The organism is Micromonospora sp. NPDC048986 (assembly GCF_040649335.1).
Taxonomy (GTDB): Bacteria; Actinomycetota; Actinomycetes; order Mycobacteriales; family Micromonosporaceae; genus Micromonospora; species Micromonospora alfalfae.
Genome location: NZ_JBEZFJ010000031.1, coordinates 1 through 2,831 on the forward strand (window position 1 = coordinate 1; position 2,831 = coordinate 2,831).

At 66.0% G+C, this 2,831-nt stretch carries 1 protein-coding gene; it reads right to left on the reverse strand.

Features of this window, described 5'->3' with window-relative positions:
• Positions 1-2,831: beta-ketoacyl synthase N-terminal-like domain-containing protein (locus AB0B94_RS33190; protein WP_357289892.1), on the reverse strand; the 2,831-nt coding region annotated here is incomplete at both ends.

The window sequence follows — 2,831 nt, forward strand, 5'->3', positions numbered from 1 at the left end:
CACGCCTCGGCCAACGACAGGTGGAAACGTTCCTGGCCACCCTCGTCCCGGCGCAGGGTGCCGAGCGCCGAGGCGACGGCTCCCTCGGCGTCCACGGACTCTTGGATGCTGGTTGTCAGTACCGGATGTGCGGACACCTCAATGAAGACGTTGTGCCCCTCAGCAAGCAAAGCCCGAGTCGCCTGCTCAAAACCCACCCGCTCACGCAGATTCCGATACCAGTACTCCCCCACCAACTCCCCACCATCCAACCACCCACCAGAAACCGTCGAATAAAACGGCACCTCCGCCCGACCCGGCACCACCACCGCCAAATCCCCCACCACCCGCGACCGGATCTCCTCAACCGCCACCGAATGCGACGCATAATCCACCGCCACCCGCCGAGCCCGCACACCCACCTCACCCGCCCGAACCAACAACTCCTCACACGCCCCCACATCACCACTCACCACCACCGACAACGGACCATTCACCGCCGCCACCGACAACCGCCCCACCCACCCCGAAACAAACCCCTCCGCCTCACCCACCGACAACCCCAACGACACCATCCCACCCCGCCCCGCCAACACCCGCAAAGCCCGACTCCGCAACACCACCACCCGACACGCATCCACCAAAGACAAAACCCCCGCCACACAAGCCGCCGCGATCTCACCCTGCGAATGCCCCACCACCGCCGCCGGCTCCACCCCACACGACCGCCACAACGCCGCCAACGACACCATCACCGCAAACGACACCGGCTGCACCACATCCACCCGCTCCAACGACGGCGCACCCGCCACACCCCGCAACACCTCCAACACATCCCAATCCACAAAAGAACCCATCACCTCCGCACAAGCCCGCAACGAATCCGCAAACACCACCGACGAATCCAACAACTCCACCGCCATACCCACCCACTGCGTCCCCTGCCCCGGAAACACGAACACCACCCGCGGGTCACCGGTTACGACGGTTCCTCGGACGACGCCAGGCAGGGACCGTCCCTCCGACAGGGCGCCGACGCCCCCGAGTAGCGACGCCTTGTCGACACCGACCACCGCACCCCGGTGCGCCAGACCGGCGCGGGCCGTAGCAAGGGTGAGCCCCACTTGCTCCGGCGAGTGCGATCCGATCGAGGGAAGCAACCGCGTCGCCTGCTCCCGCATCGCCGCGTCCGTCGCACCCGACACGACCCAGATCGCCGGCCCGACCGTTTCGGTCGGTTCGCTGGTTGTTTGTGCTGGCGTCTGTTCGAGGATCACGTGCGCGTTCGTGCCGCTGATACCGAACGACGACACCCCCGCCCGACGCGGCCGATCCACCACCGGCCAATCACACAACTCACGAACCAACTCCACCCCACCCGACGACCAATCCACCTCCGGCGTCGGAACATCCACATGCAACGTCGAAGGCACCACCCCACGCCCCAACGCCAACACCATCTTCATCACACCAGCCACACCAGCAGCCGCCTGCGTATGACCAATATTCGACTTCACCGAACCCAACAACAACGGACCACCAACACGACCCCGCCCATACGTCGCCAACAACGCCTGAGCCTCAATCGGATCCCCCAACCGAGTCCCCGTACCATGCGCCTCCACCACATCCACATCCGACACCGACAAACCCGCAGACAACAACGCCCGCCGAATCACCCGCTGCTGCGACGGACCATTAGGCGCCGTCAAACCATTCGACGCACCATCCTGATTCACCGCCGAACCCCGCACCACCGCCAACACCCGACGACCACCCCGCACCGCATCCGACAAACGCTCCACCACCAACACACCCACACCCTCGGAAAGCCCCGTACCATCCGCCGCACCCGCAAAAGCCTTACAACGCCCATCCACCGCCAACCCACGCTGCCGACTAACCCCGACCAGCACTCCCGGTGCCGACATCACGGTCACACCACCGGCCAGGGCAAGGTCGCACTCGCCCTGCCGCAACGCCTGCGCGGCCAGATGCAACGCCACCAACGACGACGAACACGCCGTATCCACCGTCACCGCCGGCCCCTCCAGACCGAACGCGTACGACACCCGACCCGACAGCACACTGGCGGTGCTACTGGTGGCGAGGAACGCCTCCAACCCCTCGGATCGACCATCCGACCGGGCGGAGTAATCCTGTCCGTTCGTGCCGGCGAACACCGCCGTACGACTGCCATTCAAGGAGAGTGGGTCGATCCCAGCCCGCTCGAACGCCTCCCACGACGTCTCCAACAGCAACCGCTGCTGCGGATCCATCGCCACCGCCTCACGCGGCGAGATACCGAAGAATTCGGCGTCGAAGTCACCCACGTTGCCGAGGAAGCCACCGAACCTCGTGTAGCTGGTACCCGCCGCTTCCGCATCCTCGTCGAGCAATGCCCCGAGATCCCAACCCCGATCCTCGGGGAACTCCGACACACCGTCCGCACCACGGGCCAGCAGGTCCCACAGATCTTCCGGGGAACTGACCCCGCCCGGGAAACGGCAGGCCATTCCCACGATCGCGATCGGGTCACCGGCCTGCACATCCGACGACATCGGCGCCTCCATGTCGATTGCGCCGATCAGTTCCGCGCGGACGTACTCGGCGAGCGACGCTGGCGTGGGATGGTCGAAGATGAGCGTGGCCGGAAGGCGCAGCCCGGTCACCTGACCGAGCCGATTACGAAGGTCGATGGCGGTCAGTGAGTCGAAACCCAGTTCCCTGAACGCCCTGTCCCGATCGACCGCGTCCGCACCGGCGTACCCCAGTACGGCAGCGACCTGCGCCGCTACCAGGTCGGCGACGATCAGCCGTTGCTCCCCGACGTCCGCCCCGGCCAGTCGTCG